Annotated in this window: 19 protein-coding genes; 6 read left to right on the forward strand and 13 right to left on the reverse strand. The window is 35.2% G+C overall.

Annotation, left to right across the window (positions count from 1 at the left end; genetic code table 11):
* Positions 1-10: 10 nt before the first annotated feature.
* Positions 11-730 carry a plasminogen-binding N-terminal domain-containing protein gene (locus tag KDE13_RS00140; protein ID WP_212142541.1) on the reverse strand — a complete coding sequence of 240 codons (720 nt, stop codon included), beginning with the start codon at positions 728-730 and terminating at the stop codon, positions 11-13.
* Positions 731-841: 111 nt separating this feature from the next.
* On the opposite strand from KDE13_RS00140, the gene KDE13_RS00145 reads away from it, so the two are divergent.
* The 4 genes from KDE13_RS00145 (at position 842) to KDE13_RS00160 (ending at position 6,416) form a co-directional block, all read left to right on the forward strand.
* Positions 842-2,011 carry a peptidoglycan DD-metalloendopeptidase family protein gene (locus KDE13_RS00145; protein WP_212141816.1) on the forward strand — a complete coding sequence of 390 codons (1,170 nt, stop codon included), beginning with the start codon at positions 842-844 and terminating at the stop codon, positions 2,009-2,011.
* A 22-nt stretch (positions 2,012-2,033) separates the two neighbouring features.
* Positions 2,034-3,404 (forward strand): magnesium transporter, encoded by a 1,371-nt coding sequence (mgtE, locus tag KDE13_RS00150; protein WP_212142542.1) that lies wholly within the window; start codon positions 2,034-2,036, stop codon positions 3,402-3,404.
* Positions 3,389-3,976, forward strand: a complete 588-nt coding sequence (locus KDE13_RS00155; RefSeq protein WP_212142543.1) for an NUDIX domain-containing protein — start codon at positions 3,389-3,391, stop codon at positions 3,974-3,976. Before mgtE ends, KDE13_RS00155 begins: the two co-directional genes overlap by 16 nt.
* 346 nt (positions 3,977-4,322) lie before the next feature.
* Positions 4,323-6,416 carry an RNA degradosome polyphosphate kinase gene (locus tag KDE13_RS00160; RefSeq protein WP_212140423.1) on the forward strand — a complete coding sequence of 698 codons (2,094 nt, stop codon included), beginning with the start codon at positions 4,323-4,325 and terminating at the stop codon, positions 6,414-6,416.
* 135 nt (positions 6,417-6,551) lie between these two features.
* On the opposite strand, the gene KDE13_RS00165 is transcribed toward KDE13_RS00160, so the two are convergent.
* From KDE13_RS00165 to KDE13_RS00180, 4 genes are read right to left on the reverse strand one after another with little or no spacing between them, the layout of a single operon-like run.
* Entirely contained in the window at positions 6,552-7,370 is an 819-nt protein-coding gene (locus tag KDE13_RS00165) for a 3'-5' exonuclease (protein WP_212142544.1), read from the reverse strand.
* The gene (gene rpe, locus KDE13_RS00170; RefSeq protein ID WP_212140421.1) at positions 7,367-8,014 is read right to left on the reverse strand and encodes a ribulose-phosphate 3-epimerase; all 648 of its coding nucleotides are present in this window, start codon (positions 8,012-8,014) and stop codon (positions 7,367-7,369) included. The genes KDE13_RS00165 and rpe overlap by 4 nt, the downstream gene beginning before the upstream one ends.
* A gap of 9 nt (positions 8,015-8,023) precedes the next feature.
* A complete protein-coding gene (locus tag KDE13_RS00175; protein ID WP_212142545.1) occupies positions 8,024-9,385 on the reverse strand; it encodes a hypothetical protein in 1,362 nt (453 codons plus the stop codon).
* A 9-nt stretch (positions 9,386-9,394) separates the two neighbouring features.
* Entirely contained in the window at positions 9,395-10,147 is a 753-nt protein-coding gene (locus KDE13_RS00180) for a hypothetical protein (RefSeq protein ID WP_212141820.1), read from the reverse strand.
* Positions 10,148-10,298: 151 nt separating this feature from the next.
* Here KDE13_RS00180 and rpmB point away from each other — a divergent pair, with 151 nt between their 5' ends.
* On the forward strand, positions 10,299-10,490 hold the full coding sequence (gene rpmB / locus KDE13_RS00185) for a 50S ribosomal protein L28 (RefSeq protein WP_212140418.1): 192 nt from the start codon (positions 10,299-10,301) through the stop codon (positions 10,488-10,490).
* A gap of 23 nt (positions 10,491-10,513) precedes the next feature.
* On the forward strand, positions 10,514-11,644 hold the full coding sequence (locus tag KDE13_RS00190; RefSeq protein ID WP_212142546.1) for a potassium channel family protein: 1,131 nt from the start codon (positions 10,514-10,516) through the stop codon (positions 11,642-11,644).
* A 493-nt stretch (positions 11,645-12,137) separates the two neighbouring features.
* On the opposite strand, the gene epsC is transcribed toward KDE13_RS00190, so the two are convergent.
* The 8 genes from epsC to KDE13_RS00230 all read right to left on the reverse strand — a co-directional run bounded on the left by epsC (position 12,138) and on the right by KDE13_RS00230 (position 21,332).
* Entirely contained in the window at positions 12,138-12,695 is a 558-nt protein-coding gene (epsC, locus tag KDE13_RS00195) for a serine O-acetyltransferase EpsC (RefSeq protein ID WP_212140416.1), read from the reverse strand.
* A gap of 3 nt (positions 12,696-12,698) precedes the next feature.
* Entirely contained in the window at positions 12,699-13,607 is a 909-nt protein-coding gene (cysK, locus tag KDE13_RS00200; RefSeq protein ID WP_229204317.1) for a cysteine synthase A, read from the reverse strand.
* A gap of 65 nt (positions 13,608-13,672) precedes the next feature.
* Positions 13,673-14,338 carry an endonuclease III domain-containing protein gene (locus KDE13_RS00205; protein WP_212142547.1) on the reverse strand — a complete coding sequence of 222 codons (666 nt, stop codon included), beginning with the start codon at positions 14,336-14,338 and terminating at the stop codon, positions 13,673-13,675.
* A complete protein-coding gene (locus KDE13_RS00210; RefSeq protein WP_212142548.1) occupies positions 14,325-15,095 on the reverse strand; it encodes an ATP-binding protein in 771 nt (256 codons plus the stop codon). Before KDE13_RS00210 ends, KDE13_RS00205 begins: the two co-directional genes overlap by 14 nt.
* Complete coding sequence (mfd, locus tag KDE13_RS00215; RefSeq protein ID WP_212142549.1) at positions 15,095-18,049, reverse strand: transcription-repair coupling factor; 2,955 nt, start codon at positions 18,047-18,049, stop codon at positions 15,095-15,097. Before mfd ends, KDE13_RS00210 begins: the two co-directional genes overlap by 1 nt.
* Positions 18,030-19,232: a Mur ligase family protein gene (locus KDE13_RS00220; RefSeq protein ID WP_212142550.1), complete on the reverse strand. Its 1,203-nt coding sequence runs from the start codon at positions 19,230-19,232 to the stop codon at positions 18,030-18,032. Before KDE13_RS00220 ends, mfd begins: the two co-directional genes overlap by 20 nt.
* Entirely contained in the window at positions 19,232-20,812 is a 1,581-nt protein-coding gene (locus KDE13_RS00225) for a GGDEF domain-containing protein (protein ID WP_212140411.1), read from the reverse strand. The genes KDE13_RS00220 and KDE13_RS00225 overlap by 1 nt, the downstream gene beginning before the upstream one ends.
* Positions 20,793-21,332, reverse strand: a complete 540-nt coding sequence (locus KDE13_RS00230) for an LPS assembly lipoprotein LptE (RefSeq protein WP_212141827.1) — start codon at positions 21,330-21,332, stop codon at positions 20,793-20,795. Before KDE13_RS00230 ends, KDE13_RS00225 begins: the two co-directional genes overlap by 20 nt.
* Between the last annotated feature and the right edge of the window lie 2 nt (positions 21,333-21,334).

Raw genomic sequence — 21,334 nt, forward strand, 5'->3', positions numbered from 1 at the left:
TTTACTCTTTTTATTCCTGATACAAAAGGTTATCATAATGTTCATCATAGTTATTAATATGGGCTGCATCAAGCTTCCAAAAAACAGTATCTATATCACTTACACGCGTATAAAATGGCAACTGATAATACTCAACTTCACCAGTTTTAAACTCTTTTAAAATTTTAAAGCTTTGACAATCTGCAAACACACTACGCCTATCCATTGCGATAAATATCAGTCCAGCTGCACTTTGTGAGCACATTTTACGGAAATCATCACGACTTGGATTTGGTTTATATTCATAGCTTAGATACGCTCCTATTAAGTCAGGATGGATAAATATTGTTCGTGGAAATGCTGCTATAATCTCATCATAAATTTCTTTATTTGGCACGATGATTAAAGAGCGGTTATAAAGATAGTTTAGCACGACAGTATCGCCAACTTGTGGTGCTATACCAGGTAGCGGTAACGCTGGTTGAGCTAGAGTATCAAACACCTCAAATCTTATTTTTGCAAAGCCACCATTTTTTGATATAACACTAACACGAGCGATAATTGAGCTATCGTATTCAAATTTATGCACGACGACACCACTTGAGCCGATCAGAATTTCAGGGCTATCTATGATAGTAGCCGTATCATCTTCATCTATGCTGATGATGGGAGATCGGTATTCATTTAGGTTAAAATCTGCACTCAAAAGTGTACTAAAACAAAATAATAAAGACAAAACAAAACGTTTCAAAAATTTCTCCTATTTTAAATTTTTGACGATTATAGCCTAAAATGCTTTATTTTTTGCAAAATTAAAGCAAATTTTTAGTAAAATCAGCTGGATTTTTAAAAAAGGACATTGATGCTTCGCGCCCTTATACTATCTGGATTTTTATTTTTAAATTTATACGCGATCAAACCAAGTGTTGAAAATTTAAGTTGGGAAAATGGCATATCATTCTTAAATTTTTTAGAAAAAAACAAAATTCCACTATCACTTTACTATGATCTAACAAGTGAAGATCAAGAGCTGGTAGCTGACATAACAGCTGGTTCGACGTATCAAATTTCACACGATTCTTATGGCAAACCAAACCAAGTTTTAATACCAGTGAGCGAAGAGTTGCAAGTTCATATTTTTAGAGATGAAAAGGATAATTTTAAGCTTGAATTTACGCCTATATCCTATCAAGAATCAGATAAAGTGCTAAGCTTAGATGTTGAAAAGTCAATATCAGAAGACATATATGAGCATACCGGCTCAGCGACTTTAGCACTTAGTTTTAAAAATGTCTTTAAAGGTGAAGGCATAGACTTTAAAAAGATAAACAAGGGTGATAAAGTCGTAATGGTTTATCGCCAAAAGATACGTATGGGGAGAAGTTTTGGCACACCTGAGATATATGCTGCGATGTTAGAGACGAAAAATAAACGCTATGCAATGTATAAATTTGAAGATAAATTTTATGATAAAAATGGCAAAAAGAGCGATAAATTTCTACTTGTTCGTCCTATCTTAAATGCACGCATAACATCTAGCTTTACACTTAAGCGTTGGCACCCTATTTTAAGACGGTATAGGGCACATTTGGGAGTTGATTATGGGGCACCACGTGGCACACCGATACGCTCAGCAGGGGACGGCACAATAAAATTTGTCGGTAACAAAACAGGCTATGGCAAAGTCATAATCATAAAGCACGCTGGTGGATACGAGACACTTTATGCACATTTAAACGCCTTTGCAAAAGGGATAAAAGTCGGCAACAAAGTTAAACAAGGCACGCTGATAGCCTACGTAGGCACAAGCGGTATGAGTACTGGACCGCACCTGCACTTTGGACTATATCTAAACAATAAACCCATAAATCCTGAAAACACATTAAAAGTAGTCAAGGATATAGCGGATAAAAAAGAGACTGCTAAATTTAAAAATATCGTGGCTAAAAACGATACATTAATGAAAAAAGCGATAGCGAACAATCAAAAGCCACCTAAAATTGAGTTTTTCCCTGATGTGATCGAGTTTTAAAAATCTAAATTTAAAGATAACAATGAATACCGAACTAGAACAAGCAAAAGAGCTGTTAGACCAGCACCTAGATGATGTAAAAAACGACGCAAGCGAGATCAGTGCATACGACCTAGCACAACACCTAAAAACGCTTAAAAAACACGATGAATTGCTATTTACTGAGTATCTTGAGAAGCTTGATGCACAAAGCCTTGGTGATGTAGCGATTGAACTACCTGATCATATGCTAAAAGATGTCATTGAGACATTGCCGTCTGAAAAGATTGTAGAAGCACTTGAAGAGCTAGAGAGCGATGACGCAACAGAGTTGCTTCAATATATTGAAGACATAGATGAAGAAAAAGCCAAAGAGCTTTTTGACGGGCTTGACAGAGAGGATCAAGATGATATTCTAAGGCTACGAAGCTACGATGAAAACGAAGCTGGTGCATATATGCAAACCGAGCTTTTCTCCGCTCGTTTAAATGAAAAACTAGGGGACGCAGTAGCAAGGCTTAGACGGCTAAAGTCCGAAGGTGAGTTAGAAAACATCTCACAACTTTTTATTACTGATGAAAACGATGTGCTTAAGTATGGCATACCACTTGAGGACCTCATCTTATTTGATTTCTCCTTAAGTTTAAGCGAGATCATCGCAAACGAACAACCAGATCATTACAAACCTCACACCGCACTTGATATAGATAAGATAGAAGATGTCGTCATCGTAGTGCAAGATTATGACTTAAACGTTATACCAGTCATTGATAGCAAGGGTGTTTTGCTCGGTCGTATCACAAACGATGATATACACGACTTTATTCAAGAGAGTGCAACAGAGCAAATTTATAACCTAGTCGGTGTTGATGATGAGGCTGAGGATGATGAGACGCTAGTTAAGGCAGCAAAGGCACGCGGTGCGTGGCTTGGTGTAAATTTATTAACTGCTATATTTAGTTCATTTATTATCGGACTTTTTGATGAGACGATCGCCACATATGTAGCATTAGCAATACTTATGCCTATAGTCGCGTCAATGGGTGGCAATACAGGCACTCAAGCCCTTGCCGTTACCGTGCGTCGTTTAGCTTTGGGCGAGATAGAATTTAAAGATGCAAAGAGTGTTTTAAAGCGTGAAATCAGCATCTCACTTGCAAATGGCATTATATTTGGTATGATAATGGGTATAATCGCTTGGCTATGGTTTGATAAAGCAATGCTAGGCATTGTGATCGGCTCAAGTATGGTTATAAATTTATTTTTCGCAGGATTTTTTGGCACGATCATACCGCTAACACTCAGACGCTTTGACATAGATCCAGCTGTCGGCTCAGCTGTGTTGCTTACAACATTTACTGATGCGATTGGATTTTTCACATTTTTAGGACTTGCAAAATGGATACTACTATAACCGAGCTTGAAATTTTACCACTGACTGAGTCAAAATACCTTAAACCATTTCGTATGCAGTTTAAACAAAACGGGCAGCTTCGTAACTGGGATTGTGTAAAAGCGATGAGCAGCGTCTCAGTATTTTTATACCATAAAGAGCGTGATGCATTTTTACTTGTCAAGCAATTTCGCCCTGCAGTGTGGTACTCGCAAAATAGTGAAAACATTAGTTCAACTGAGTTAGGATACACCTACGAAATGTGTGCTGGGCTTATGGATAAAGGACTAAGTTGCGAACAAACTATACGTGAAGAGGCGGTTGAAGAGGTGGGCTATGAGCTAAGAGATATTGAACGTGTAGTTATGACTTATGGGGCATTTGGCTTTAGTGGCAACACACAGACAATGTTTTACGCTACGATAGATGAGAGTATGCGTGTAAATAGTGGTGGTGGCTGCGATGGCGAGAATATAGAGCTCGTATTTATTCCACGTGAAAGTATGCGTGATTTTATGTTTGATGAAAGCAAACCAAAGGGGTTTGGGCTTCTTTTTGCTTACTTATGGTGGAAAGAAAAATTTAAAAGATAAATTTTAAAAACTTATTTGCAAATTTTATATTTTTAAATTTTTAAAAGCAAAATATAATAGTTACAACTTAACAAACAACTATACCGAGCTATAAAAGCTAAATCAAATCACATATACCATTAAATTTAGCTCAAATCTTGCCTAAAAAGATACTTTTTTAAGTATAGCAAAGATAACAACTGCGGATACAAATACACCAACTAAAATAATATAATCAGACATTTAACCTCTTTAAAAAATTTTAAAGCATTTGCGTATTATAACAAATTTTTAACAAAAAACGATAAAATAAAGGCTTTATAAAGTCAATTATCATAAAATAACTAAAAAATTTAAAGGATAGCTAATGAGTCAAGATAAAACCCTTTTTATCAACCGAGAGTTAAGTTGGCTACGATTTAACTCACGTGTTTTAGCACAATGCAACAAAGATATACCTCTGCTTGAAAAACTTAAATTTTTAGCGATATATACAACAAATTTAGATGAGTTTTATATGATACGTATCGCTGGACTTAAACAGCTTTTTGCTGCTGGTGTTGTTACGAGCGGTAGTGATGGAATGAGCCCGCTTGAACAACTTCGTGATATCAGAAAATACCTTCAAGAAGAGCAAAAGCTAGTAGAAAAACACTATAACGAGACTAAAAATGCTCTTGCAAAACAAAATTTATTTATAAAAAATTATGATGAATTAAATGAAGAACTAAAGAGAAAATGTGATGAGTATTTTTTTTCAAATATCTTACCAGTCATCATTCCTATCGCTGTCGATGCGACACACCCATTTCCGCATCTAAACAACCTAAGCTTTTCACTAGCAGTTAAATTAGCAGATATAGAACATCCTGAAATTTTAAAATTTGGAATGATACGCATTTCACGTGTCCTGCCGCGTTTTACCCAGCCTAGTGAAAATGTATATGTACCTATTGAGACGATTGTACATCGCCACGCAGAAGAAATTTTCCCTGGATATAAGCTACTTAGCTCGTGTGCATTTAGAGTAACTAGGAATGCTGATATAGTCATCGAAGAAGAAGAGGCGGATGATTTTATGATGATACTAGAACAAGGGCTAAAGCTACGTCGCAAAGGTGCTTTTGTCCGTATGCAAATCGCTCACGATGCAGATAAAGACATACTTGAGTTTCTAAACTCACATATGAAAATTTTTCATAAAGATATATACTATTCTAACGTTCCACTCACACTTAGCTCACTTTGGCAGATTGCATTAAATAAAGACTTTATCCACTTAGCTAACTCCCCATATGTGCCAAAAACTCTACCTCCTTTTGGTGACGGGATTTCGATATTTGATACGATTGATAAAGAAGATGTTATGATTATACATCCATTTGAAAGCTTTGATCCAGTCGTTCATCTAATAAAAGAGGCTTGTAAAGACCCAAAAGTCATCTCTATACGTATGACACTTTACCGCGTTGATAAAAACTCACCAATCATTCAATCATTAATAGATGCCGCAAGTGACGGCAAACAAGTAACTGTAATGGTGGAGCTAAAAGCGAGATTTGATGAGGAGAATAACTTGCACTGGGCAAAGGCACTAGAAGATGCTGGAGCACACGTGATATATGGTATCACGGGCTTTAAAGTGCATGCAAAAGTACTTCAAATCATCCGCCAAATCGGTGATAAGCTTAAATTTTATATGCATTTTGGTACTGGCAATTACAATGGAAGTTCGGCTAAAATTTATACAGATGTGAGTCTCTTTACAAGTCGTGAAGAATTTAGCCACGACACAACGACATTTTTTCATATCCTTTCAGGATATAATAAAAATCGTCGCCTAAATACGCTTAGTATGTCGCCATTTCAGATAAAAGAGCGGATAATAGAAAAGATTCGCCTTGAAGCTAGCAAAGGTAGTGAAGGTCGGATAATCGCAAAAATGAACGCACTCATTGATGCCGATGTGATAAATGAGCTTAGCAAAGCATCAAATGCAGGAGTAAAGATAGACCTAATAGTGCGTGGTGTGTGCGGTTTGCGTCCTAATATAAGGGGTAAAAGTGAAAATATCCATGTTCGTTCAATCATTGGCAAATACTTAGAACATGCACGAATTTTATACTTTAAACACTCAACACCAAGGGTATTTATCTCTAGTGCTGACTGGATGCCACGGAATTTAGAGAGACGCTTAGAGCTTATGACACCAATATTCGATGAACGCTTGCAAGATAAATTGCTTGAAATTTTAGAACTTCAGCTAAATGATAACGAACTTGCTTTTGAGCTAAAAAATGATGGTGAATACGAGCAAATTTGCCCGAAAAATGGCGAAAAAACTATAAATAGCCACGAAGTATTAGAAAATTATATAAGCAAAATTTACAAATCAGTAAAAAAAGATACCGACAAAGCAAAGGCCGATCTTGTCGCTACTAAGCTATTAAAAGAGAGTTAAGGATTTATAAATTTGGTGTCTATTGTAGTAGATACCAAATTTTATCTTTTGCTATGTTAGTTTATCTGGTGGTGCAATAAATTTATAATGTTTTCACTTTTAGACACTATGTTTAAAGGCTATAAACTTAAATCACTATTGAAATTTTAGCTCACCTTGCGTGATCGTCTCCACCTTTGGACTTATGCGAAGACTCGGTGCAGTTTTGCTAAATTTTATCAGATCCTCTACACTTTGAACGCTAAAAGGAAGCTGTTTAAGAGAATATTTAAATATCTCAGCCGCCGCTATCGCATCGTTTAACGCCCTGTGATGAGTATTTGTGATGCCTAAAATTTCTTTTAACGCACCTAGCCCATACTTTTGTGATGGTATCGTGCGACGTGCTAGATCGATGGTGCAAATTTTGCGGTTTAGCAGTATGCTAAAGCCTAGTTTTTGTAGACTATATGAGATAAATCCATAGTCAAAATTTACATTATGTGCGACAAACACGCTCGTACCCAAAAATGTTTTAAACCGCTCAAGCACCGAAGCAAGTGATGGAGCGTCCTTTAAATCGGCATCTGTGATACCAGTTAGCTCACTGATACTCTCAGGGATATGTGGTGCTGCAACAAAGCTTTCAAATCGCCCTATTTCTATACCATTTTTTATCTTTATCGCACCTATCTCTATAATCTGTCCGTCTGTTGTGCCACCACTTGTCTCTATATCTACTACGCAAAAAACCTGATCGGCAATATCTCTCGTACGTGTGCGTAGCTCAATATAGCCATGTTCGTTTTTAAAAATATCAAGCCCTAAAGTCCGCCACATATCAATAATCTTGATATCTATCACCTCTGTAATCTCACTAACTGAGCTAAATATCGCGATAAAATCACGATAGCTTAAATCACGAGTAGCTAAGAGCGAGAGCAAGTTTTCAAGGCGTTGTTTGTTTGGTTTCAAAACTCAAGCTTTATCGCACGGATCGCCTCCGCATAAGAATTTGATGAAAATATATAATTTCCTGCTACGAGTATATCAGCTCCCGCCTCATCTAGATCTGGTGCATTTAATCCATTTACACCACCATCAACCTCTATGAGACATTTTGCGTTTTTACGCTCTATCATCTCACGCAAAGCACGAATCTTCTCATAAACTAACGGCATAAAGTTTTGAGCCCCAAAACCTGGATTAACACTCATTAAAAGCACGATATCGACTTCATTTATAATGTGTTCTAGGCTTGAGACGGGCGTGTGAGGATTTAGCACTATTCCTGGACTTACATCATTTTTACGGATATAATCTATCAAGCGAAGTGGATGCTTCTCCTCTTCGATGTGAAATGTTAAAAATTTTGGTTTAAGTGGCAAAAACAAATTTGCAAAAAAAGTGTTATTTTCAACCATTAGATGAATATCAAGTGGCTTTGTAGCCACATTTGCGACGGCGTTCACGACAAGTGGTCCTATAGTTAAATTTGGTACAAAGTGTCCGTCCATAACATCAACGTGTATAAGATCACATCCAGCCTCGCAGATAGCCTCTATCTCAGCCTTTAAATTTCCAAAATCAGCCGACAAAATACTTGGAGCTACATACATTTACATTCCTTATTTACTTACAAATATCACCGCTATATCATCATTTTTATCGCTCATTAAGGTTAAAGCCCCTTTGCTTGTGATATCAAAAAAATGCTCTTTATCAAAAAACTTAGGTATCGTGGCAGCAACGCTCATACCTTTTAAAACGAAAAATTTTAAAATTTTATTGATTATTATGCCAAAAATTATCTCATATTCGGCTAAATTTACCTCATCTTTACCACTAAAAAATTTACAAATTTCAGCTATTTTATACTTTCTCACACCAACCATAAGTCGCATATCAAAATCGCCATAAAAAAGCACACACGCACGAATATACTCAAGCTCATCATCCAAAGCATACGTTTGTATCTTTGTGTTTAGACAAGTCATCTCGCTTTTTGATAGTGTGGATATGGTTTCAAATACAAATTTTATAACATTTGGTAAGATCTCGACTATGTTTTTCGTGATATGAGATGGCGGAATTTGAAGTGGATTTTTGTTTATATAAATAACTGCGTTATCACCATAAAACTCTTGTAAATTTTTATACAAAAGTATCCTTGCTCGTTGCATATCATCAACTAATCCAGCTGATATGCTATTTTGATTAAGCCCACATATGCTGATTATAGAGTTATACTTTGAACTAAGTTTTGATAAATTTATCAAAAAATCAGCTCCAAGGGCATTCATCGCACTCGTTATATTGACCCAAAATATAAAAAATTTATAGCCAGTTTTTAGTAAATTTTGATGCATTTTGCTATCAAATTTACTGACAAAATCCGAATCAATGAGCCCATTTATACGGTAAATCACAACACTATCAATAGTAAAGATTTGCAAAAACTTTTCAGGATAAAAAAGCTTTGTTTTTTGATCTATTGCATACAGATATTTGTCCTTAAGTCTTAAAAACTCTTTTAAATTTGTCTCTATTTTGACCTTGTAACCACGCTTATTTAACTTAAGCTCTATAAGCGATCTTTGCTCCAAACTATCATGAAATAGCAATATCTCGCTACCGTTTACCGCCCTATCCCCCACAAAAAGTGTAGCAATCTGTTCTGTTTGGAATAGTGAAAAATTTATAAGCTTATAACAAGTCTTTATCATTAGCTCATATAAACTATCGCTATAATCACATACTCCGATACGTGCACCAATGCCTTTAGAAAGGTCGTTTAGCTTATCTATAATATATCCAAACCAAACCGGAGTAAAAAACGTAACGTCCTTTAAAGACAATAAAATACAAATAGGCTTTTTAGCCTCTAATAGCATTATATCATCACGATGCAAGAACTGCCCGATCAAGTCTGACTCTAAAAACCCAAATGGACGAATGATAGCGAATGAGCCATTAAATGTTAATTTCATCGCCTAATCTCACTCATTAGCACCAACACATTTTTTAAATTTTATTAAATTTTCTAAGGTTGTATCTGTTTTGATATCTAAAATTTTATCCAAACCAAGACTATTAAACTTTGGTCGCGATATCTCGTAAGATAATAAAAATTTTAAATACATAACGATATTTTTATCATTATTGTTTAGCTTGTTTATATCCCAACCAGCAGCAAGACAACTTTTAAAAAATATATCAACATTATACATTTTTTTAAATATATTTATATAATCAATATCTACAAAATTTACTATTTCATTTAAGCTTTGTATATAATTAGCAAATACCATTTCGTATGCGATTACATTTGTAAGCATATATGGAGCTAAGAGCAGATTACGTTGAGTTTTAGAGTTAAGATTTATTAAAATTTTATTCCAATCAGATAAAATTTTAGCATTAAGCTCTATTAATACTACCGTGTTTAAGCTAAATACCCGCCAATCTTTTGGAAGTTTTAAAAATACAAAATACGAGTGAATAATGAATTTAAACATATCAACACCTAACAAATGTGCTATGATACCCACATCTTTACTCTGCGTATCTACGTAAAAATCAGCCTTTCTAACGATAGCCAGAAAATAAAGGCTAAAAGCCTTATCTTTTGTTAGTATATCTACAACATTGGCTATATTGCCTAGTCTTAACATCTCATCACACTTGCTTAGCTCTTCTGGTGTCTTAAAAATATTATTTAAAATTTTATCTACTTGCTCTTTTTGCAACATATGTTTCCATGCTTTAAAAAATTTTTAGATTTTATCTATTATTTTTTTAAAAAGCAATAAATAAGATTTATAAGTTATTTTAATGCTTTAAGCGTGGATTTTGCTTTTTTTAGATACAATCAGCAGAAATTTTTGTTTATAAGGAAAAAATATGTCAAGAAGATGTGCTATAACAGGCAAAGGTCCTATGGTTGGCAATAACGTAAGCCACGCCAACAATAAGACAAAAAGAAGATTTATGCCAAACCTACGAACCATCCGTGTTATGCTAGAAGACGGCACAACGAGAAAGATCAAAGTCGCTGCTTCAACTCTTAGAACTATGAAAAAGCAGTCAAAATAAATATGCAAAAATAAGAGGAATTTATGTCTTTATTATCAAGACTTAAACAATTCCTCAATTTCTCAAGCTCTTACAAGCCAGACATCAGCTTAGACACTGAGCTCTACGAACAACTAAAACCTTTTAGATATCCAATCATTGCAGTTGTTTTGCTCCTTCTTTTTGGAACACTAGGATACGTCTATATCGACAACTTCTCACTAATAGACGCCTTTTATCAGGCTGGCATGACATTTACAACAGTTGGTTTTACTGAAGTCGCACCAATAACACCAAAGGGGCGAATATTTACTATCACGTTTATATTGATAGGCTTTATCATATTTACATTTTCCATTGGTATTGTCGTAGAGGTCTTAAAACGTGGCTCACTAATAAGCATTTTAAAGGAAAGAAGTATGCTTTATAAAATTGCAAGGCTAAAAAATCATTTTGTGATATGCTATCACAACCTTTACACAATTGAACTTAGTGCACAATTTCGTGAAAATCATATACCATTTGTCGTCGTTGACGATCGTGAAGATCTAGCTGAGATCGCACAAAAATTTAAATATCCATACTTTATAAAGGCTCAACCACACACCCAAATAGCATTTTTAAAAACACATCTTTCAAGTGCGAAAGGACTTATAACACTTAGTGATAATATAGCTGATAATATAGCCCTCATCGCATCTGTGCGTCTATATGAAAAAGAGATCCAAAGACGTAAGCCATATCATATCATCACAAACTCAGATAGTGAAGACAATACGCAAAGACTTAAAAAACTTGGTGCCGATAGCGTAGTAAGTCCATCTCGTCTCGTCGCTCAACGCCTAAGTGCTATGAGCGTGCGTCCAGATATGGAAAACTTACTTGAACAATTTTTGTATAAGAAAAACTCGCCTATAGATATAGAAGAAATTTTAGTACCTGATTATTCGTGGGTGCGATTTAAACGACTTAAAGAGACTAGGTTACGAAATATCACAAATGCTGATGTCGTTGGGATACGCGACATAAATAACAAATTTATTGCTATGCCAAATGGCGAGACACTCATCGGTACCGGCACAAAGCTACTAGTGATAGGCACTGTCGAGGGCATACGATTAACAAAACGCGTGATAAAAAGTAAACACAAACCAGAAGAATTTAAATATGTTTAAATTTATCTCACCCCTAAAAAATATAGAATTTACTCAAATGAAACTGGATAAAATATATTTGCATATCGAAGTATGACTTTCTTTTTATTTGTTTCATTACACTTGCTATTTAAACATATATGTCAGTGCGGATGTATGTTTTTGTTGCTGTGGCTCTTACACTACTCCATCATAGGATATATTAATAATTTTAACCTATTTTCTTAAAAGCTTTATGATTACAAATTTATTCAAACAAACGTCATAAGGCTAATAGTGTTTACTACACACGAGTATCTTTTTTTCATTTAATTTTCTTATTAGTAAATTTGACTTTTCAATCATTATGCAAAATTATAAATGGCTAACAATGTTATCTGCTATTATAATTTACTTGTAGTCTAGATGTCTTTAAGTGGGCGATTTGCAAGTTTAATGATATTTGAGTCTCTTAGGTATAACTTTAAAATATATCGCAATTTCTATTTTTAGTAGTTAATTACCAAACTTAAAGTTATATTATATATTCAGGTTCAAATTTTGTCCCACTCACACGCACTACCCGTGCTGGTATGCCAACAACAGTTGCATTGTCTGGAACATTTTTTAGTACAACTGAGTTCGCACCTATTTTAGCATTTTCGCCTATCGTTATAGCACCGAGCACCTTCGCACCAGCTGATATAGTTACGCCATTTTTTATAGTAGGATGACGTTTGCCACACTCTTTGCCAGTTCCCCCAAGCGTTACTTGATGATAAAGCATTACATCGTCACCTATCTCAGCTGTCTCACCGATAACTACACCCATTCCATGATCAATGAAAAATCTCCTACCGATTTTTGCACCAGGGTGTATCTCGATACCGGTTAAAAACCTACCAATCTGCGATATAAAACGTGCGATAAAAAAGTGTCCACGTTTGTATAATAGGTGGGAAACTTTATGAAAAAATACTGCATGAATTCCGGGCGTATTTATCACAATCGCCCAAAAGCAACAGTTCTTTACTGATGGATCTTTTTCACGAACAACGCTAACAAGCTCCTTTAAATTTTCCCACCAAACCATATATTATTGTACTCCGTAAAGATCAGTACTTAGATATCTTTCGCCATTATCAGGAGCGATAAATAGCACCTTCTTGCCAGCACCAAGTGCTTTTGCTATACGGCGAGCAGCCACATACGCAGCTCCACCGCTCACACCAAGCAGTATGCCTTCACTCTTTGCTACTATACGTGCAGCAGCCATAGCGTCATCATTACTGACTTTTTCAATACTATCAACTATACTCATATCCATTGTATTTGGTATAAAACCAGCTCCTATGCCTTGTATCTTATGCGGGGCTGGGTTTCCACCGCTTAATACAGGTGATGTTTCTGGCTCTACAGCTATAAATTTAGTTGTATAGCCTTTTGATTTTAGTATTTTTGCTACACCACTTATAGTGCCACCAGTACCGACACCAGCGATAAATGCGTCAAGCTGAGCAAAATCGGTCATTATCTCAACTGCTGTAGTTTTTTCGTGTGCTTGTGGATTATACTTATTTTCAAACTGACTTAGCATTATGTGATTTGGCTGTGTGGCGATCTCGGTAGCCCTAGCTATCGCACCTTTCATGCCTTTAGCAGCTTCAGTTAGCTCAAGCTGTGCTCCATAAGCTGTTAAAATTTTACGCCTTTCGATACTCATACTCTCAGGCATACAAAGGATAACTTTATAACCCAAAGATGCTGCGACCATCGCAATACCGATGCCTGTATTGCCACTAGTTGGTTCAACGATAGTGTCTCCATCTTTTAATATACCGTCAGCTTGCATACTTACAATCATATTTAGTGCAATACGATCTTTTACAGAGCCTCCAGGGTTAAAAAATTCAAGTTTAGCATAAATTTCAGCCTCATCGTTTTGTGCTTTTAGCTTTACGATGGGTGTGCCACCAATGGTTTTAGCGATGTTGTCATAAACCATAATATCTCCTTTGTAAAAATGTAATGTAAATTTATCGTAATTTTAATAATAAATTTATAATAAATCTAAGAAATTGTACTAAGTATCATTTTGCCACTATCATCTAGGTTTTTACCTTTGAAATGCTCTTTGCAAAATTCTAAAATCAACGCGTGATATAGTTTAAATATCTCTGTTTCATTGTAATTATCACCCAAAATTTGATAAATTTTATCATATTCAAGCGAACTAAGCCACTCTGCAGCTTCGTCATAACTCCCAAACTCATACCCCAAAAAGCTCAAAATCCGCAATGCATAAGCATCAACTATCATTGCAGGTCTACTACAAGCATAGGCAAGTATAGTATCGCACGTCTCAGCTCCTATACCTTTTATACCAAGCAACCATTCACGGCTTACACTCTCACGAAAACTTTCAAAGTCGCCAAACTCTCGTTGCATAGCTACACAAAGTGTATTTAGCCGTTTAGCTTTTGTATTATAAAATCCGCTTGGCTTTATAAGTCCAGCTAAGCTTTGCACAGATATACTTAAAATTTTATCTAAACTAATTTTATCAGCATTTTTCAAATTTATTAAAGCTTTTTCTACATTTTTCCAATTAGTATTTTGCACCAAAATGGCTCCAACTACGACCTCAAAAGTATTTTCGTTTGGCCATTTTAACTCATCTAAATTATCACGATTTTTTGAGTTTAGTAGCGTCAAAAATATCTCAGTTGAGTTCATCAAATTTGTCCTTAAAAGCTATATAAAACTGCCTTGCAGTCCTACCACTACGACTTGCTCTAAGCATAGCATAGTTGCGTGCCAACTCATAAAGCAGATCTTTATCTACAGAAATATCCTTAAAATAAAAATCAACTATTTTAAGATAGCTCTCAAAACTACCCTGATAAAAGCTAATACTTAGCCCAAAGCGATCTGATAGCGATATCTTTTCCTCCACTGCATCGCCATAATGCAACTCATCTTCTAAAATTTGTACATTTGCATTATCACTTTTACTCTCGCTTAGCAAATGTCGGCGGTTTGAAGTAGCGTAAAATAGCACGTTTTTAGGTGGTTTTTGTATCGAACCCTCCATTAACGGCTTTAAAAATTTATAATCCCTGCTACCATTTTCAAAGCTTAAATCATCACAAAATATTATAAATTTATATCTACTTTCACGCAACTCATCGATTATGTCGGCTAGATGTTTTAAATCATCAACGCCAATTTGAATAATACGCAATCCATCTTTATAAAATTTAGTAAAAACAGCCTTTACAAGACTTGACTTACCGCAACCTCTCTCACCCCATAAAAGAGCGTGATTTGCTCCTGTGCCGTTTAAAAATTTATGAGTATTTGATACGAGTTGCTCTTTTTGTATATCAATCTCAAGCAGCGAATCAAGCTCGATAAAATCAATATCTTTCACCTCAATAAGCCCTTTACTAGCCCTAAAAATTGCGGCATAACACACACTCCAATCTATCATCAGCTCACCTCTTTTAAATTTTTTCTTAAATACACCAAAATTTCATCTATTATATCGTCATCATCTTTGCTTCGCGATTTTAATCTTACTTTTTCATCATCAAATTTAGTCAAAACAATATTTGTCTCAGCATTACTAATTGCCTTAAATCCACATTTGAGTGCTAAAATTTTAATAATAATTAGCTGTAAAAATTGATTTGTATAAACATCAATCTTTCCAAATCTATCTTCAAGCTCACTTTGGATCTCATATACGCTACTTATATTTTCACACTTGCTAAGCCTACGATAAATTTCAAGCCTTAAGCGATCTTCATGTATAAAATCTTGATTTAAAAAGGCATTTATGCTAAGTTTTAGATCTATCTTTTCTGTCTTGATACTTTCTTTATTTAGTAACTTGTTTATCTCGTCTTCAAGCATTTTTAAATATAATGAATACCCAATCGCTTCGATATGTCCGCTCTGAGCCTCACCAACTATGTTGCCACCGCCTCTTATCTCTAAGTCATGATAAGCTAAAACTGAGCCAGAACCTAAAAACGAGTTACTTTCAAGTGCAACAAGACGTTTTAATGCATCACCACTTAAAGTATTTTTATCTTCTACTAAAAAATAACAATACGCCTGTCTATCACTCCTACCCACTCGCCCACGTAGCTGATGCAAGTCAGCCATACCAAATTTATTTGCATTTTCAACGATTATTGTATTCGCATTTGGTAGATGTATACCACTCTCAATAATACTGGTACAAAGAAGCACATCATATTGTCTATCTTCAAATTTTATCATCTCATCTTCAGTTGTTTTTGCATTTATCTTTGAGTGAAGCACTAAAATGCGGATTTTAGGCATTATTTGACGTAAAGCTGTAGCAGTTTGCTCGATATCATCTATATGATTATGGATATAAAATATCTGTCCGCCACGACGTAACTCACGCATAAAAGCCTCTTTTATCACCTTTTCATCCCATTCTCTCACGCTCGTTCGCACATCTAGCCTTGAACTAGGCGGCGTGGTTAAAATAGAATAGGTTTTTATCTTTGAAAGTGCCATATTTAGACTACGCGGTATAGGTGTAGCACTCATACTTAAAATATGTGAGTTAGCAGAGAGTTCTTTTAGTTGCTCTTTTTGTTTCACACCAAATTTATGCTCTTCGTCAATGACGATCAGCCCTATATTTATCGCTTTGATGCTTAAAAGTGCGTGCGTACCAACACAAACACAAGGTTCACCATCACTTAATGCTTTTATAATAGCTGACTTTTCTTTTGTGCTAGTAAAGCGATCAAGTCTATAAATTCTAATCCCAAAACCGTTAAATCGCTCTTTTAAGCTCTTAAAATGCTGAGCACTAAGCAGCGTAGTTGGCACAAAAAACAGAGACTGAAAACCTGACTTAACACAAGCAAATATCGCATTCATCGCAACTTCTGTCTTTCCAAAGCCCACATCTCCGCTTAGCAGGCGATCCATCACGCGACCACTTTTTAACTCGGTTAAAATTTCATCAACGGCTCGCTCTTGATCGGTAGTGTATTCAAACCCAGCATTTTGTCTAAATTTTAAGTATTCAAGATCATTTTTAGCTATCAATTTGCCATTTATCAGCTCACGTTTAGCCGCGATAGCAATGATCTTAGATGCGATTACAAAGAGTTTTTCACGCACTTTTTCTTTTATCTTTGCAAAACTAGCCTTACCAAGCCTATCAAGCACAGCTACGGAGCCGTTTTGAGCGATATAACGATCTATTAAATTTAGGTGTTCAACAGGCAAAAGCAGCTTATCATCATTTTGATAAATAATAATTACAAATTCCTTTGTAGCTCCAAGCACAGTTAGCTTCTCAAGCCCTAAAAATCGCCCTATACCGTAATCTTGATGAACAACATAATCATTTACTTTAAGCTCATCTATAACTAAACTCGTACGTTTTTTACGCTGTTTTTTCTCAAATTTATTAAGTGAAATGATAATCTCATCACTTGAGGTTAAGTTAACAACCAATGGACTTTGTATAAATTTTATATTTTTAAACTCATTTAGTTCATAAGAGTTAAAAAGTCCTTCATTGCGACACAAAACGCTTATTTGCTTATTTGCATTTAGTTCAAAAAAGCTAGCACTCGGAGTTACTTCAAGGTCTTTATAAATTTGTGGTTCAGGCAAGACAGATAGCTTTCTTATCACACTTACATCACGGTCAATGCCGTCAAAATCGATATTTTTAACAAGCACAGCATTAAAATTTACTAGATAATCAACAAAGTCATCAATTGCCCAAAAGCCAAGAGAATTTAGATCACTAACGATCGCATCAGTCTGCATACTCTGCACTCTATCACTTACTTCGTCAAATTCTTGTGCATTTAAATTTGCTATGAAAGGTGTTATTTCAATACTTTCAAGCTCCTCTTTTGAGCTTATCTGCGTAGCTGATGAGTAACTACGAATGCTCTCAATCTCATCATCAAATAGTAATATACGCGTCGGTTCATCGGCATTTATTGAAAATATATCGATGATATCCCCACGTGAGCTAAACTCGCCCCTGCTCTCGACTATATCTACGTTTTCATAACCAAAACGTAAAAGCTCATCTACAAGCTCTCTTAAATTTATCTTATCACCAAAACTTATCACTCGACTTTGGAGATGTTTTTGTCCTGGAAGGCGGTTTAAAAGCGTTGAAAAAGGACTAACGATAAGCTTTTTACCATCAAATTTATAATACGCACTAAGAGCAGTTGAGATCTCAAAAAGCTCTTGACTAAAACTACGCAGGTCATCTCCAAAATGGGCTCTAAAATCAGGAAGCTTAAACGCTTTAAATCCAGCAAATTCAGCAACATCCGCACATAAATTTACCTCTTTTTCATCTTCACAAACTAAAATTTCACAGTTATTTTTTAAAAGATACTCATAAACCTTTGCCTGCATAATAATCCCTTAAAAACGCCTCAACAAGGTAAAACGAACCAAATGCTAGATAAATTTCATCACTATTTTTAACTAAAATTTCACTCATATCACTATTGTCGAACTTACGATATATGATACCAAGTTTATCAAGAGCTTTTATCAAATTTTTGCCACCTAGTTCACGCCCATCGCAATCATAATGATAGATCAAAACCTGTTTTAAAATAGGCTTTAATACGCTTAAAACCGCGTGAAAATCTTTATCCATAAAGGTATTGTAAATAAGTGTTAATTTTTTATCTTTAAACTCATTACTACTAAATTTACTCACGATCGCAACTGCACCAAGCTCGTTGTGTCCAACATCTACGTATAAATTTGACGCTATCTTTTCACACCTACCACGAAGATCTAAATCAGTCAAATTTGATATATCTAGCTTTTCTAACAAAATTTTAGCTACCGCACTTGCAAGAGTTAAATTTGAATGCAAAAAATCAGCCAAATCAAATTTATCAGCATATATTTTTATCTGTTTTTTATCATTATCATTTAAAGTTTCACTAGCAAATTTAAGATTTGAACCTAAACTTTTAGCGATGTTAAATGCGATCTTAACGCTTGTTTCATTCATATCATCATTTAATAAAGCCGTATCACACATCGCTTTAAATTTAGTCGCACTGATCGCTTCTAGCGTATTACCTAAAGTTGAAATGTGGTCGATACCAATGGGAGTAAATACACTTAAACACTTATCAAAAACATTTGTCGCGTCAAGCTCACCACCCATACCAGCTTCACAAATGAAATAATCACAACTCTCAAAAAGCACTGCTGCAAGGAGTGTGGCATACTCAAAATAGCTAGTTTTTACGCGAAATTCATCACTTAGCATACTCAAAAGTCGCTCGTGAGTGTCTTGAAGTAGCTCATCACTAACAATTTCACCATTTAGCCAAAAACGCTCATTAAATTTAAATATATGCGGACTAGTGTAATGCCCAACACTAACGCCATTTAGACGTAAAATTTGAGCTAGGAATCGCCCAGTTGAGCCTTTCCCATTTGTGCCGATTATGTGTATTATTTTAAATGGCTTTAAATTTAACTTTATGCTAGCCCAAGCACGCGGCATACGCGTGTAGTCTATCTCTTTATAAAATAGTGGCTTATCTTGTAAAAACTGCTCTAATTTCATTAAATTTCATCGATGATCTTTGGCATTACTTGGTTACGTCCGCCCTGTTTTGCAGCATACAGCATCTTATCGGCCGCTTCAAGTGTCAAAGCACTACTAGCATTTGCACCTCTAGTCGCCACGCCTGAGCTTATACTAACCTTGATCCTATCCGTCTTATATATAAATTTAAACCCATCTATCATAACTCTAAGCTTATCTGCACATTTTACAGCATCTTTTAAACTAGCACTAGGAAGAAGTATGACAAATTCTTCGCCACCATATCGACCGACAAAGTCAATATCACGCAAGTTTTTCTTTAAAATTTTAGCTACGGTCGAGAGTATAATATCTCCAGCGTCGTGCCCATAGTTATCATTTATATTTTTAAAGAAGTCAATATCTACAAAACATAGCGAGTAATCATGTCCGTAACGCTTATATGAGCTTTCAATCTTATCAAGTTCTTTCATTAACGCACGTTTTGTTGCGACTTTGGTTAGATAATCCTCTTGACTCTCAAGTTTTGCGGCTTCAAGCTCCTTTTCAAGAGAGCTTACGCGATTTTGCAAATCAGATATAGTTGCTTGATTGTTGCTCATCTCTATACCAAACTCTTGACTCTCGATCTCAAGGGCATTTGCGACCTCTAATATCATATTTTTGACCTGCCCTATTGTGTTTGTATTTAGACTTATATCTTTGATGTTTTGCCTTATATTTTGCATCTTTTGTGAGCTTAAGTTTGAACTAATGACTATCTCTGAAATTTTATCGCCAATGCTTTCTAAGACGTCATTTAATGAGCCTATCTGTTGCTTTATCTCAGCTTTATCCTCTTCAATACGACGCTCCACAAAGCCCTTTATCTTATCTCGTAACTCTTGTGTTTCAAGCAAAGTTGGATTTTGAGTTATCTCATTTTTTAACTCATTTAATTCACTTGTCAGTTCATTTGTGATACTTGGTTCAAGAGCAAACATGATAAGATCTGCTATAAGTGCGATACCAGATCTGTCTTGTTTGAGCGTTAAGAAATTTTCAAGCTCCTTACTCATCATAGGCAGATCATCAAAGCTTCTCACGCCATAATACTTAAGAAAATCTAAAAATTCAGGATTGTAACTATCTATAAATTTAAACCACTTCTCACGCATAGCGTCTAGGTCTTTATCATCGTATTTTTGAGCGAGCAACTTCATTCCATCTTCTGCTAAAATCTTTGCATTTTTATTATGAAGCACTGTGATAGCTTGCAAAACTCGCCTAGCAAAGCTATTTAAAGACTTAAATATATTTTCATCTATGGCAGAAGTCTGAGTATTTTGCTGAGATGAGTTTCTTACAAGTCGTGCTGTCATAAATGCAACAAATTCATCTATCGTTTTTATATTTAAATTCGAAGCTTGATTTCTGTATTCAAGACTAAGTCTTGAGATATACTTTTCAATCTTTCGACTCTCTTCTGTTACAAAGCCATATTTTTTAGAAATTTCATTAAAAATATCAGTATAATTTTCAGGCGTGAGCATTAAATGGCGATTTTTAATCTCAGTAAGTGCCTCTTTAACTATCTGACTAACGCTTATTGCTGCCATTTTTATAACCTCTGATTGCTAAATTTGCTATATATTCGTCAAAAGCCTCTTTTGACGCCTCTTTTATCGCTTCATATTTTTCAGTATCGCTTATGACACTATCTGCATATCTGATACTTTTACTTCTTCTTGCAACGCTAAAATCGTGTTCTCCGCTAACAGTGATATTTGAGCTTGAGCCATCTTTAAATTTTGTTTCATAGATTAAATTTAATACGACTTTATATGATGAAATATAGCCGTATTCATCGTAGATAGTAGCTTGATAATCAATAGAGTCAATACGCACATTTATCTTTGTATCAGCGTTTTTATCATCACTTAGGCTACGATTTAGTCGCGAGACCATACCCTCTTTTACGGCATCTTTTATAAGTACGCTATTTTTTGGTTCTATCTTGCTTATCGCCACATCAACATATATGCTCTCACCCATCGTATCTTGAGTTAGTTTTGAAACAGGCTTGTATCCACAACCTATTAGAAAAATAGTGATAAAAATAGCTAAAAAATATCTCAAAT

Source organism: Campylobacter anatolicus, assembly GCF_018145655.1.
Taxonomy (GTDB): domain Bacteria; phylum Campylobacterota; class Campylobacteria; order Campylobacterales; family Campylobacteraceae; genus Campylobacter_A; species Campylobacter_A anatolicus.